This is a genomic window from Pseudomonas sp. CFSAN084952, from assembly GCF_009648855.1.
Lineage (GTDB): Bacteria > Pseudomonadota > Gammaproteobacteria > Pseudomonadales > Pseudomonadaceae > Aquipseudomonas > Aquipseudomonas paracarnis.
Genome location: NZ_CP045767.1, coordinates 3,610,762 through 3,625,525, shown reverse-complemented (window position 1 = coordinate 3,625,525; position 14,764 = coordinate 3,610,762). Strand labels below are relative to the sequence as shown.

The window sequence follows — 14,764 nt, the reverse complement described above, 5'->3', positions numbered from 1 at the left end:
CGTGGGCCCTTACCCAGAATGTCCTCGCTGTGCTCAAACCCGCCGCGCAAACGTATCGCTATGACTGCCCGACACCTTGCGGCAATGCACCAGCGCATCGCGAATCATGAAGTTCACCAAGGTCGGAGACACCCCAAGCTCCTTGGCGATGTCTTTTTGCGGCACGCCATGCAAGCGGTACATCTCGAACGCGTAGCGGGTGCGCTGGGGCAGTTGCGTCAGGGCGTCGGCGATGTTTTCCAGGGTGTTGAAATTGATGTGCGAGGTTTCCGGTGAAGCGCCGTGAATAACCACATTCAAGCCTTCCTCTTCGGTCCCGGAGTATTTGAGCTCCAGGGCCTGCTTGCGGTAATGATCGATCGCCAGGTTGCGTACGATCTGAAACAGATAACTCAGTTGGGCCTTGAACGATGAGGTGATGGTCGGCGCCGACTGCAGCCGGAAGTAGGCGTCCTGCACCACGTCTTCGGCGCGGGAGCGGCACCCGGTGATACGGGCCGCGATCTTCACCAAAATCAGTCGATTGTCGACGAACGCCTGGAGAAGGGGTGAATCGCACCTGCCTGTGGATACTTGTTCCGTCATGGAAATCACCTTGCTGCGAATAGGTTAGGGGAGGGCATCCCTGCTGAGGCCTCCTACATATCGGGCAACAAATTATGCTTAATGATAATGATTGTCAAATGAGAAGACGAACTAATCTTATGCCTTGGGCAAAGGTGTGAACCATGTCTCGCTCGCCCCCGGCGACTAATTATTTGAAGGCTCCGTCCGTTCTCATGGGTGACAGGTTCGTTAGTACAACGGCCAAGGACCAGCACCCGCAGGAGGACCAGATGGGTTTTTATCGTGCATTCAGCGTGTTTCAGTTCGGAGTCCTCGCGGGATGAGTACGTCCCTGCGGCTGCGCCTGTTTTGCCTGCCCCACTCAGGCGCCAGCGCCTCGGTCTACGCTCGCTGGCGCCGGGTGCTGCCGGACTGGCTGCAAGTGTGCCCGCTGGAATTGCCGGGACGCGGCATGCGCATGGACGAGCCATTGCAGCGCGATATCAAGGCCTTGGCCGCGCAGCTTGCTGAAGAAATCAGCCGTGATCTGGATGGTCCCTATGCCTTGTTCGGCCACAGCCTTGGCGGGCTGTTGGCGTTTGAATTGGCTCACGCTCTGAACGCGCGCAATCTGCCCGCGCCCCTGGCGTTGTTCGCGTCCGGCACGGCGGGCCCGGCGCGTCGTGATGTGAGCGAGTACGCCGTCGAAAAGACCGATGCCCAACTGATTGCCCGCCTGCGCGAATTGCAGGGTACCGCCGAAGAAGCCCTGGCCAACCCCGAGCTGATGCAACTGATGTTGCCGATCCTGCGCGCCGATTTTCTGCTGTGCGGCAGTTTCACCTATGGCGAGCGCCAGCCCCTGGCGCTGCCGATCCATGTGTTCGGTGGCAAGCAAGACAGCGTGCGTGCCGACCAGTTGCTCGACTGGCAACTCGACGCCGCCAGTGGGTTTTCCCTGGACATGTTTGACGGCCATCACTTCTTCCTCGTGCAGCACGAAAGCGCCGTGCTGCGCTGCGTGCGTCGCTATGCCGACGAGCACTTGGCGCGCTGGCGCATTGGCGCGGCGCGGCAGCTCGTCGCCGGCTGAACCCCACCGACTTCCCGAATTTCCCGTAAGCCGATTTCAGGCAGGAACCCCATGATGGACGCCTTCGAACTCCCCCGCACCCTGGTCCAGTCCCTTCAACAGCGTGCTGCGCAGACGCCGGACCAGGTGGCGTTGCGCTTCCTCGCCGAGAGCGCCGAGCACAGTGTGGTGCTCAGTTATCGCGACCTCGACCAACGCGCCCGCACCATCGCCGCTGCCTTGCAAGCCAACGCTGGCCTGGGCGAGCGTGCGGTGTTGCTGTTCCCGAGTGGCCCGGACTATGTGGCGGCGTTCTTTGGTTGTCTGTACGCCGGGGTGATCGCGGTGCCGGCGTATCCACCGGAATCCACGCGCCGTCATCACCAGGAGCGCCTGCTGTCGATCATCAGCGATGCCGAGCCGCGGCTGCTGTTGACCATTGCCAGCCTCAGCGAGGGCCTGGCGCAGATTGAAAACGCGCCCAAGGTGTTGAGCGTCGACACCCTGGAGGCGCAGCGGGCCGACCAGTGGGTCGAGCCCGACCTCAAGGCCGACGACATCGCGTTCTTGCAATACACCTCCGGCTCCACTGCATTGCCCAAGGGCGTGCAGGTCAGCCACGGCAATCTGGTGGCCAACGAAGTGCTGATCCGCCGTGGTTTTGGCATCGACCTCAACCCCGATGACGTGATCGTCAGCTGGTTGCCGCTGTACCACGACATGGGCCTGATCGGCGGCCTGCTGCAACCGATCTTCAGCGGCGTGCCCTGCGTATTGATGTCGCCGGCCTACTTCCTTGGCCGACCTTTGCGCTGGCTGGAGGCGATCAGCGAATACGGCGGCACCATCAGCGGTGGCCCGGACTTCGCCTACCGCCTGTGCAGCGAACGGGTCAGTGAGTCGGCCCTGGAGCGCCTGGATTTGAGCCGCTGGCGCGTGGCCTATTCGGGTTCCGAACCGATCCGCCTCGACACCCTGGAACGCTTCGCGGAAAAATTCGCCGCCTGTGGTTTTACCCCGAATAATTTCTTCGCCTCCTACGGCCTGGCCGAAGCCACCCTGTTTGTCGCCGGCGGTACCCGTGGCCGTGGCATTCCCGCCCTGCGCCTGGACGAACAGGCGCTGGCCGCCAACCGCGCCGAACCGGGGCAGGGCCCTGCGATCATGAGTTGCGGCACCAGCCAGCCGGACCACGCCGTGCTGATCGCCGACCCGCACACCCTCACCGAGCTGCCCGACCAGTGCGTCGGCGAACTCTGGGCCACGGGCCCGAGCATCGCCCACGGCTACTGGCGCAACCCGCAAGCCAGCGCCAAGACCTTCGTCCAGCATGCTGGCCGCACCTGGTTGCGCACCGGTGACCTGGGTTTTATCCGCGACGGTGAGGTGTACATCACCGGGCGCCTGAAAGACCTGCTGATCGTGCGCGGCCACAACCTTTACCCCCAGGACATCGAACAGACCATCGAGCGCGAAGTGGAAGTGGTGCGCAAGGGCCGAGTCGCCGCGTTTGCGGTGAATGACCAGGGCCTGGAAGGCATCGGCATCGCCGCGGAAATCAGCCGCAGCGTGCAGAAAATCCTGCCGCCCGAAGCGCTGATCAAAGCGATCCGCCAAGCCGTGGCCGAGGCCTGCCAGCAAGCCCCGAGCGTGGTGGTGCTGCTCAACCCCGGCGCCTTGCCGAAGACCTCCAGCGGCAAAGTGCAGCGTGCGGCCTGTGCGATTGGGCATGCCGATGGCAGCCTCGACAGCTACGCGCAGTTCCCCGGGCAGCAGGGGCAGGCGAGCGAAGTGGCGCTGGAATCGGACCTGCAACAGCGGATCGCGGCGATCTGGTGCGAGCAACTGCAACTGGCCCAGGTGGCGGGCGACGACCACTTTTTCCTGCTGGGGGGCAACTCCATCACCGCGACCCAAGTGGTCGCCCGCCTGCGCGAAAGCCTGGGGCTGGAGCTGAACCTGCGCCTGCTGTTCGAAGCGCCGACACTCGCGGCCTTTGCTGCGGCTGTGGCGCAACTGCAACAGGACGGCGGCGTGGCCCAAGGCGCAATGCACGCCTTATCGCGTCAAGAAGACCTGCCCCAATCCCTGGCACAGAACCGCCTGTGGATCACCTGGCAATTGGACCCTCACAGCAGCGCCTACACCATTCCAGGCGCCTTGCACCTGCGCGGCGAGCTGGATGAAGACTCACTGCGCCACAGCTTCCAGCAACTGATCCAGCGTCACGAAGCCCTGCGCACGCGCTTCTACGAGCGCGATGGTCAGGCGTTTCAGCGTGTCGAGGCTACGGCGGATTTCGAACTGCCGGTCATCGACCTCAGCGACTTGCCAAACGCCGTGCGCGAAGCCCGTGCGCAACAGGTTCGCGAAGACCAGGCGCGCAGCCCGTTCGATCTGGAAACAGGCCCGTTGCTGCGGGTTACCCTGGTGCGCCTGGGCGATGAAGAGCACCAACTGCTGGTGACGCTGCACCACATCATTGCTGACGGTTGGTCGCTGAATATCCTGATCGACGAGTTCTCGCGCCTGTACGCCGCTGCCGCCCAAGGCCAGTCCCTGGAGTTGCCGCCGCTGGCCTTGCAATACGCTGACTACGGCAGCTGGCAGCGCCAATGGTTGGCCGAAGGCGAGGGCCAGCGACAGCTGACGTACTGGACAGCGCAGTTGGGTGACGAGCACCCGGCCCTGAACCTGGCCACCGATCACCCGCGTGCCGCCCAGCATCGGCACAGCGCCTCGCGCCATCGCCAGCGCCTGGATGCGCGCCTCAGTGCGGCGATCCGCCAGACCGCCCAGGCCCATGACTCAACGCCGTTCATGCTGCTGCTGGCGACGTTCCAGACCTTGCTCTATCGCTACAGCGGCCAGCGCGACATCCGTATCGGCGTGCCCAATGCCAACCGCCCACGCCATGAAACCCAGGGCCTGATCGGCTTCTTTATCAACACCCTGGTACTGCGCGCCGAGCTGGACGGGCGCCTGCCGTTCAATCAGTTGTTGGCCGCCACCCGCGAGACCACATTGGCCGCCCAGGCCCATCAGGACCTGCCCTTCGAACAACTGCTGGAAGCCTTCCCCCAGGCCCGCGAACAGGGCCTGTTCCAGGTCATGTTCAACCACCAGCAGCGCGACCTCAGTGCCTTGCGCCGCCTGCCGGGCCTGCTGGCCGATGAGTTGCCCTGGCACAGCCGCGAAGCCAAGTTCGACCTGCAACTGCACAGCGAAGAAGATCGCAATGGGCGCTTGAGCCTGTCGTTCGACTACGCCGACGAGCTGTTCGATTGCGCGACCATCCAGCGTCTGGCCGAGCACTTCATCCATCTACTTCACGCTGTGTGCGCGCAACCACAACACGCCATCGGCGATCTGCCGTTGATGCAGGCTGACGAACAGCAACCCTGGAGCGAAGCCCCCTGCGCGCCGGCCCGGCACTGGCTGCCCGAGCTGCTCAACCAACAGACGTCGGACGCCACCGCATTGGTCTGGCAGGGCGGCAGCCTGACCTTCGCCCAATTGCACACCCAGGCCAACCGCCTGGCCCATTACCTGCGCGACAAAGGCATCGGCCCGGACGTGTGCGTGGCCATCGCCGCCGAGCGTTCGCCGCAACTGCTGATCGGCCTGCTCGCCATCATCAAGGCCGGTGGCGCCTACGTGCCGCTGGACCCGGATTACCCCGCTGAACGCCTGGCCTACATGCTCAAGGACATCGGCGTGCAACTGCTGCTCACCCAGACCGCGTTGCTGCCCCAACTGCCTAGCGCCGAAGGCGTGTGCGTGATTGCCATGGACAGCCTGCACCTCGACAGCTGGCCGACCCAGGCGCCAGGCTTGCACCTGCACGGCGATAACCTCGCCTACGTGATTTACACCTCCGGTTCCACCGGCCAACCCAAAGGCGTGGGCAACACCCATGGCGCCCTGGCCGAGCGTTTGCAGTGGATGCAGGCCACCTATCAACTGAACGAAACCGATGTGCTGATGCAAAAGGCGCCAATCAGTTTCGACGTGTCGGTGTGGGAATGCTTCTGGCCACTGATTACCGGCTGCCGCCTGGTATTGGCCGGGCCGGGCGAACATCGCGACCCGCACCGCATCGCGCAGCTTGTGCAGGAACATGGGGTGACCACGCTGCACTTCGTGCCACCGTTGTTACAGCTGTTTATCGATGAACCCCTGGCAGCCGAATGCACCAGCCTGCGTCGCCTGTTCTCCGGTGGCGAAGCCTTGCCCGCCGAGTTGCGTAACCGTGTACTGGCGCGCTTGCCCGCGGTGCAATTGCACAACCGCTATGGCCCGACCGAAACCGCGATCAACGTCACCCACTGGCAGTGCGCCGCCTCGGATGGTGAGCGCTCGCCGATTGGCCGACCATTGGGCAATGTGATCTGCCGCGTACTGGACGAGCAACTCAACCCGCTACCGGCCGGTGTGCCGGGCGAATTGTGCATCGGCGGTATCGGCCTGGCGCGGGGTTACCTGGGCCGTGCCGGGCTGACGGCCGAACGTTTTGTCGCCGACCCGCTGGGCGCGGCGGGCACCCGCTTGTATCGCACCGGTGACCGTGCGCGCTGGAACGCCGATGGTGTGCTCGAATACCTCGGACGCCTCGATCAGCAGGTCAAGCTGCGGGGTTTCCGGGTGGAACCGGAAGAAATAGAAGCGCGCCTGCTGGCCCAGGCAGGCATCGCCCAGGCCGTGGTGCTGGTACGTGATGCCCAGTTGATCGGCTACTACACCGCCGACGCCGAACTGGATGAGCAAAGGGTCAAAATCGCCCTGGCTGCCGAGTTGCCGGAGTACATGGTGCCCGCGCTGCTGATGCGCCTGGACGCCATGCCCCTGAGCCCCAGCGGCAAGCTCGACCGGCGTGCCTTGCCAGAGCCGGTATGGCAAACCCGCGAACACGTCGAACCGCATACACCTTTGCAACTGCACATCGCCGCGATCTGGCGCGAGGTGCTTGGCTTGCCACGCATCGGCCTGCGCGATGACTTTTTCGCACTTGGCGGGCACTCGTTGCTGGCCACGCAAATCATCTCCCGCACCCGCCAGGCCTGTGACGTCGAACTGCCGCTGCGCACCCTGTTCGAAGCCAGCGAGCTGGGCGATTTCGCCGAGCAGGTCGGGCTGATCCAGGCGGCGGGCCAGCGCAACCAACAGACGGCCATCGCCAAAGTCGACCGCAGCCAGCCGGTCCCCTTGTCCTATTCCCAGCAGCGCATGTGGTTCCTCTGGCAGATGGAACCGGACAGCCCGGCCTACAACGTCGGCGGCATGGCGCGCCTGCGCGGCGTGCTGGATGTGGGACGTTTCGAGGCCGCCTTGCAGGCCTTGATCATGCGTCACGAAACCCTGCGCACCACTTTCCCCAGTGTCGATGGTGTGGCCTGTCAAAAGGTCTCGGCGCAAACCAATGTGCGCATGGACTGGCAGGATTTCTCCGCGCTGAATGAGCCGCAGCGCCAGCAGCGTTTGCAGCAACTGGCCGATGTCGAGGCGCACACGCCGTTCAACCTGGAAACCGGGCCGCTGTTGCGCGCCTGCCTGGTCAAGGCCGGCGAGCAGGAACATTACCTGGTGCTGACCCTGCACCATATCGTCACCGAAGGCTGGGCCATGGACATCTTTGCCCGTGAACTCAGCGCCTTGTACGAAGCCTTTATCGACGAGCGCGACTCACCGCTGCCAGCGTTGCCGGTGCAGTACCTCGATTACAGCGTATGGCAACGCCAGTGGATGGAAGCCGGTGAGCGCCAGCGTCAGCTGGACTACTGGACCGCCCAACTGGGCAACGAACACCCGTTGCTGGAACTGCCCGGCGACCGTCCACGGCCACCCGTGCAAAGCCACCGGGGCGAGCTGTACCGCTTTGATTTGAGCGATGAGCTGGCCGCCCGCGTGCGTGCCTTCAACGCCCAGCACGGCCTCACGCTGTTCATGACCATGACCGCGACCCTGGCGGTGTTGCTCTACCGCTACAGCGGCCAGACCGACCTGCGCATCGGCGCGCCAGTGGCCAACCGTATCCGTCCGGAAAGCGAAGGCTTGATTGGCGCGTTCCTCAATACCCAGGTGCTGCGTTGCCAGCTCACTGGGCAGATGCGGGTCAGCGAGCTGTTCGAGCAGGTGCGCCATACCGTGATCGAGGGCCAGTCCCACCAGGACCTGCCGTTCGACCATCTGGTGGAAGCCCTGCAACCGCCGCGCAGCGCGGCGTACAACCCGTTGTTCCAGGTGATGTGCAACGTGCAGCGCTGGGAATTCCAGCAAAGCCGCCAACTGGCTGGCATGACCGTGGAGTACCTGGCCAACGATGCGCGGGCGACCAAGTTCGACCTCAACCTGGAAGTCACCGACCTCGACCATCGCCTGGGTTGCTGCCTGACCTACAGCACCGACCTGTTCGACGAGCCGCGTATTGCGCGTATGGCCGAGCATTGGCGCAACTTGCTTGAAGCGTTGGTCGCCGATCCTGGCCAGCGCCTGAGCGAATTGCCGTTGCTGAGCGCAGATGAACAACGCGCCTTGCAAGACAGCCTGGGGGTGGAGAAGGGCGAGCATCGCCTCGACCAGTGCATCCATCAACTGTTCAGCCAGCAGGCCAGCCAGCGGCCGGAGGCCCCGGCGCTGACCTTTGCCGGTGTGACCCTCTCGTATGCGCAACTGGATGAGCGCGCCAACCGCCTGGCCTGGATGCTGCGCGAGCGTGGCGTGGGCCCGCAGGTGCGCGTGGGCCTGGCGCTGCCGCGTTCGCTGGAAATGGTCATCGGTTTGCTGGCGATCCTCAAGGCCGGCGGTGCCTATGTGCCGTTGGACCCGGAATACCCGCTGGACCGCCTGCATTACATGATCGAAGACAGTGACATCGGTCTGCTGCTCAGTGATGCGGCCCTATTCGAAGCTCTTGGTGAGTTGCCGGCGACGGTGGCGTGCTGGTGCCTGGAGGATGACTCGCCGGTGCTGGCGAATTACCCCGCCGAAGCGCTGCCGTTCGTGAGTCTGGCGCAACACCAGGCGTACCTCATCTACACCTCGGGTTCCACGGGCAAGCCCAAAGGCGTGGTGGTGTCCCACGGTGAGATCGCCATGCATTGCCAGGCAGTGATCGAGCGGTTTGACATGCGCCCGGATGACTGCGAACTGCACTTTTACTCGATCAACTTCGACGCTGCCACCGAACGTTTGCTGGTGCCGCTGCTGTGCGGGGCGCGGGTGGTATTGCGCGCCCAGGGCCAGTGGGATGCCGAAGAGATCTGCGCGCTGATCCGTACCCATCGCATCAATGTGCTCGGTTTCACCCCCAGCTACGGCAGCCAGTTGGCGCAGTGGCTGGCGACCCAGCAACAGACACTGCCGGTGCGCATGTGCATCACCGGTGGCGAAGCCTTGACCGGCGAACACCTGCAACGCATCCGTGCGGCGTTTACGCCCCAGCTGTTCTTCAACGCCTACGGCCCCACCGAAACCGTGGTGATGCCCCTGGCCAGCCTGGCGCCCGAGCAGTTGGAGGAGGGCGCTGGCAGTGTGCCGATCGGTAGCATCGTCGGCGCGCGCGTGGCCTACATTCTCGACGCCGACCTGGCGCTGGTGCCCCAGGGCGCCAGCGGTGAGCTGTATATCGGTGGCGCCGGCCTGGCCCAGGGTTACCACCAGCGGCCGGGGATGACGGCGGAGCGCTTTGTCGCAGACCCGTTTGCTGGCAAGGGCGGGCGCCTGTACCGCACCGGCGACCTGGTACGCCAACGCGCCGATGGCCTGGTGGAGTACCTGGGGCGCATCGACCATCAGGTGAAGATCCGCGGTTTTCGCATCGAACTGGGCGAAATCGAAACGCGCTTGCTCGAACATGACGCTGTGCGCGAAGCGGTGGTGCTGGCACTGGATGCGCCGAGCGGCAAGCAATTGGTGGCGTACCTGGTCAGCGATGCCGAGCACGCCGCCTTGCGCGACGCGTTGAAGGCGCACCTCAAGGCGCAACTGCCGGACTACATGGTGCCCGCGCATCTGATCGTGCTGCAGAGCATGCCGCTGACCGCCAACGGCAAGCTCGACCGCCGCGCCTTGCCTGAGCCGGACCCAGAGGCCAATCGCCAAGCCTACGTCGCGCCCCGCAGCGAGCTGGAACACAGCCTGGCCGCCATCTGGTGCGCGGTGCTGAACGTGGAGCAAGTGGGCCTCGACGATAACTTCTTTGAACTGGGCGGCGACTCGATCCTGTCGATCCAGGTGGTGAGCCGGGCGCGCCAGGCCGGGATTCATTTCAGCCCCCGTGACCTGTTCCAGCACCAGACCGTACAGAGCCTGGCTGCCGTGGCGACTCGCTCGGAGCTCATCATCGCCGAGCAAGGATTGCTGACCGGCCCCTCGGGCCTCACGCCGATCCAGCACTGGTTCTTCGACACCGACATCCCGGCGCGCCAGCACTGGAACCAGGCATTGGTGCTCAAGCCACTGCAACTGCTCGATGCCCATCGCCTGGAGCAAGCGCTGCTGGCGGTGCTGGAACACCACGACGCGCTGCGCTTGAGCTTTACCCCGCGCGATGCGCAATGGCATGCCAAATACCTGGGCGTGCCGGAAGGCGGCGTGCTGCTGCAGGCGCAGGTGCGCGACATGCAGGCGTGCACGGCGTTGTTCACCGACACTCAGCGCAGCCTCGACCTGGCACAGGGGCCGCTGTTGCGCGCCTTGCTGGTGGACGGGCCGCAAGGCCAGCAACGCTTGCTGATCGCCATCCATCACCTGGTGGTGGACGGCGTGTCGTGGCGCGTCCTGCTGGAAGACCTGCAAAACGTTTACCGCCAACTCAGTGAAGGCCAGTCCGTCAGCCTGCCGGCCAAGACCAGCGCGCTGCGCGATTGGGCTGCGCGCTTGCAAGCCTATGCCCACAGTGAATCCCTGCGCGAAGAGTTGAGTCTGTGGCAAGCCCTATTGGCTGGCCCCGCCGTGACCTTGCCGGTGCAGCGCCCACACGGAACATTGCGAAACTGCGATGCCGACACGGTCAGCGTGCGCCTGGATGCCGAGCGCACCCGGCAGTTGCTGCAACAGGCGCCGAGTGCCTATCGCACCCAGGTCAACGACCTGTTGCTGACCGCCCTGGCCCGCGTACTGTGCCGCTGGAGCGGGCAGGCCTCGGCACTGATCCAGCTGGAAGGCCATGGCCGCGAAACCTTGTTCGATGACATCGACCTGACCCGCAGCGTGGGCTGGTTCACCAGTGCCTATCCGTTGCGTCTGACGCCGCAGGCCGAGCAAGGCGACTCGATCAAGGCGATCAAGGAGCAACTGCGTGGCGTGCCGCATAAAGGTTTGGGGTATGGCGTGCTGCGTTACCTGGCCGATGACCTGTGCAAACAGAGCATGGCCGCATTGCCGAGCGCGCAGATCACCTTCAACTACCTGGGCCAGTTCGACCAGAGCTTTGGCACTGACGCGCTGTTCCATCCGCTGGAGGAATCCGCCGGTCAGGCCCATGACCCGGATGCGCCGTTGCCCAACGAACTGAGCATCGACAGCCAGGTGTATGGCGGCGAGCTAGTGCTACGCTGGACCTTCAGCCGTGAGCGGCATGATCAGCAGGTGATTGGCGATCTGGCCGAAGCTTACCTGGCCGAATTGCACAGCCTGATCGCCCATTGCCTGCAGGACGATGCCGGCGGCCTCACGCCGTCCGACTTCCCCCTGGCGCGCCTGAGCCAGGTGCAACTGGACGCCTTGCCGGTCCCGGCCAGCGCCATCGAAGATGTCTACCCGCTGACCCCGATGCAGGAGGGCTTGCTGCTGCACACGCTGCTGGAGCCCGGCACCGGCCTGTATTACATGCAGGACCGCTATCGCATCAACAGCGCCCTGGACCCGGAGCGTTTTGCCCAGGCCTGGCAAGCGGTGATCGCCCGCCACGAAGCCTTGCGTGCCTCGTTCTGCTGGAACGTCGGCGAAGACATGCTGCAAGTGATCCACAAGCCCGGCAGCACGCCGATCGAGTACCTGGACTGGAGCACCGACCCGCAGGATGAGCAGGAGCCGCGTCTGCAAGCCTTGCTCAAGGCCGAGCGCGAAGCCGGCTTTGACCTGCTCAATCAAGCACCTTTCCACTTGCGCCTGATCCGCGTGGCCGAGGCGCGCTACTGGTTCATGATGAGCAACCACCACATCCTGATCGATGCCTGGTGCCGTTCGCTGCTGATGAATGACTTCTTTGATATCTACACAGCCCTGGGCGAAGGCCGCGATGCGCAACTGGCCGCGCCGCCGCGCTACCGCGACTACATTGCCTGGCTGCAACGCCAGAACCTCAACGAAGCGCGCCAGTGGTGGCAGCAAAACTTGCAAGGCTTCGAGCGCGCCACGCCGATCCCGAGCGACCGCCCGTTCCTGCGCGAACACGCTGGTGGCAGCGGCGGCATGGTGGTGGGCGACTGCTACACCCGCCTGGATGCCCGCGACGGTGCGCAACTGCGCGAACTGGCCCAGGCGCATCAGCTTACCGTCAACACTTTCGCCCAGGCGGCGTGGGCCCTGGTGCTGCGGCGTTTGAGTGGCGATCGCGACGTGCTGTTCGGCGTCACCGTGGCTGGTCGCCCGGTGGACATGCCCGAGATGCAACGCACTGTCGGCCTGTTTATCAACAGCATCGCGTTGCGGGTAAAACTGCCCGAGGACGGCCAGCGCTGCAGCGTGCGCCAGTGGTTGAGCGCCTTGCTCGACAGCAATATGCAACTGCGCGAGTACGAATACCTGCCGTTGGTGACGATCCAGGAACACAGCGAATTGCCCAAGGGCCAGCCGCTGTTCGACAGTCTGTTTGTGTTTGAGAACGCGCCAGTGGAAGTCTCGGTGCTGGACCGTGCGCAAAGCCTGAACGCCACCTCGGATTCTGGCCGTACCCACACCAACTTCCCGCTGACGGCGGTGTGCTATCCAGGCGATGACCTCGGTTTGCACCTGTCCTACGACCAGCGTTATTTCGACGAAAGCACCGTGCAAGGCATGCTCGCTGAATTCAAGCGCCTGTTGCTGGCGCTGGTGCAGGGCTTCCATGGTGACATGGACGAGCTGGCGCTGATGGGTGAGCAGGAACGTGAATTCCTCGTGGAAGGCTGTAACCAGAGCGCACATGCCTACCCGCTGAAACGCAGCTATATCGAGTTGTTCGAGGCGCAGGTCGCGCAGCATCCGCAGCGTATCGCCGCCAGTTGTCTTGACCAGCAATGGAGCTACGAGGATCTGAATCGCCGCAGCAATGGCCTCGGCCACGCGCTGATTGCGGCGGGTGTCGGCCTGGACCAACCGGTGGCGTTGTTGGCTGAACGTGGGCTGGATTTGCTCGGCATGATCATCGGCAGCTTCAAGGCCGGCGCCGGCTACCTGCCGTTGGACCCGGGCCTGCCGGGCCAGCGCCTGAGCCGCATCATCGACCTGAGCCGCACGCCGTTGCTGGTGTGCACCGAGGCGTGCCGTGAACAGGCCATCGAGTTGCTCGAAGGTGTCGATTGCCAGTTGCTGGTGTGGGAGCAAATTCCCGCCCGTGGTGAAAACCCAGGTGTCTACAGTGGCCCGGACAACCTTGCTTACGTGATCTACACCTCAGGCTCCACCGGCTTGCCCAAGGGTGTGATGGTGGAACAGCGCGGCATGCTCAACAACCAATTGAGCAAGGTACCGTACCTGAACCTGAGCGATGCCGATGTGATCGCCCAGACCGCGTCGCAAAGCTTCGATATTTCTGTGTGGCAGTTCCTCGCCGCGCCGCTGTTTGGCGCGCGTGTGGACATTGTGCCCAATACCATCGCCCATGATCCGCAAGGGTTGTTGGCCCACGTTCAAGCACAGGGCATCACCGTGCTGGAGAGTGTGCCGTCGCTGATCCAGGGCATGTTGGCCCAGGAGCGTATCCGCCTCGACGGCCTGCGCTGGATGTTGCCGACCGGGGAGGCCATGCCGCCGGAGTTGGCCCATCAGTGGCTGCTGCGTTACCCGCAAATTGGCCTGGTGAATGCCTACGGCCCGGCGGAATGCTCCGATGATGTGGCGTTCTTCCGCGTCGATCTGGCGTCGACCCGTGGCACTTACCTGCCGATTGGTACGCCGACCGACAACAACCGTTTGTACCTGCTCGATGGCGCATTGGAACTGGTGCCCCAAGGCGCCGTGGGCGAGTTGTGCGTCGCTGGCACCGGTGTCGGTCGCGGTTACGTCAGCGATCCGTTGCGCACCGCCCAGGTGTTTGTACCCAACCCCTTTGGCGCGCCTGGTGAGCGCCTCTACCGTACCGGCGACCTGGCACGGCGTCGCAGCGATGGGGTGCTGGAGTATGTCGGGCGTATCGACCACCAGGTGAAGATTCGCGGCTACCGCATCGAACTGGGTGAAATCGAAGCGCGCCTGCATGAACAACCCCTCGTGCGCGACGCGGCGGTGGGTGTGCAAGAGGGGGCCAATGGCAAACATCTGGTCGGCTACCTAGTGGCCGCCGATGCCACGCTGGAACCGAGTGAACAGCTGGAGCGCGTCAAGCAACGCCTGCGTACCGAACTGCCGGAATACATGGTGCCACTGCATTGGCTATGGCTTGACCGCCTGCCCCTGAATGCCAACGGCAAGCTCGACCGCAAGGCCCTGCCGGCCCTGGAGATCGGCCAGTTGCACAATCAGGACTATGTGGCGCCGCGCACTGAACTGGAAACTACGTTGGCGGGTATCTGGGCCGAGGTGCTGAAGGTCGAGCGGGTCGGGGTGCAGGACAACTTCTTCGAACTGGGCGGGCACTCGCTGCTGGCCACGCAGATTGCCTCGCGGGTGCAGAAGACACTGCAGCGCGATGTGCCGTTGCGGGCGATGTTCGAGTGCAGCACCGTGGCGCAGTTGGCCGAGTATATCGAGGGGGTGGCGGGCAATGAGATCAGTGCCGAGAAGGTGGATCGGTTGAGTGATTTGATGGCAGAGTTGGAGGGGCTTTGATCTTCGTTGTCTGTCAGGGCCTCATTGCAGCATAGGCATCTACACAGCTGGACCTGTGGCGAGGGAGCTTGCTCCCGTGACGGCCTGGCAGCCGACGCTGATCGAGCTGGTGCACCGCGATCCAAATGTGGGAGCTGGCTTGCCTGCGATGGCGGCCTGACAGCCGACGCAGTTATA

3 protein-coding genes are annotated in these 14,764 nt (G+C 64.0%); 2 read left to right on the top strand and 1 reads right to left on the bottom strand.

Translation table 11 applies throughout. From position 1 onward, the window contains the following. Positions 1-33: 33 nt before the first annotated feature. On the bottom strand, positions 34-585 hold the full coding sequence (locus GH769_RS16375) for an RNA polymerase factor sigma-70 (RefSeq protein ID WP_032904207.1): 552 nt from the start codon (positions 583-585) through the stop codon (positions 34-36). A gap of 301 nt (positions 586-886) precedes the next feature. Between GH769_RS16375 and GH769_RS16370 the strand changes: the two genes are divergently transcribed. Both GH769_RS16370 and GH769_RS16365 read left to right on the top strand, forming a co-directional pair. Beyond that, entirely contained in the window at positions 887-1,639 is a 753-nt protein-coding gene (locus tag GH769_RS16370) for a thioesterase II family protein (protein ID WP_020302031.1), read from the top strand. Positions 1,640-1,690: 51 nt separating this feature from the next. Then, positions 1,691-14,587 carry a non-ribosomal peptide synthetase gene (locus GH769_RS16365; RefSeq protein WP_153649865.1) on the top strand — a complete coding sequence of 4,299 codons (12,897 nt, stop codon included), beginning with the start codon at positions 1,691-1,693 and terminating at the stop codon, positions 14,585-14,587. Positions 14,588-14,764 lie beyond the last annotated feature (177 nt).